A 371-nucleotide genomic window follows, 5' to 3' on the forward strand; every position below is an offset into this window, starting at 1 on the left:
AGACTGTCCACAACGACCGGGCAGCGCTAGACCGAGAGTTACCCGCCGCCCTGGAGCGGATGACAATGAGGCTACCACCGTATCTCATCACGTTGCTGAAAGACCAGTACAACAGGCTGAATGAACTGGACTCACTGATAAACGGCATTGAAAAACAGCTTTTCAGTGTGGCCAGGCAGAATGAGACCTGTAAGCGGCTGATAAACATCCCCGGAGTGGGGCCGCTGATTGCGACGGCCGCAGTCGCGAGGATGGGGAGGCATCAGCGTTTAAATCCGGGCGGGAGTTCGCGGCTTATGTTGGCCTGGTACCAAAGCAGATTGGCTCTGGAGGAATAGTTCGGCTGTTGGGAATAAGTAAGCGCGGGGACG

At 56.1% G+C, this 371-nt stretch carries 1 pseudogene; it reads left to right on the plus strand.

Features of this window, described 5'->3' with window-relative positions:
• Positions 1-371: pseudogene (locus AC2A1E_RS24350) on the plus strand (transposase); the annotation flags it as partial.

The sequence above is a fragment of the Serratia sp. HNCC26DJ206 genome (assembly GCF_057180605.1).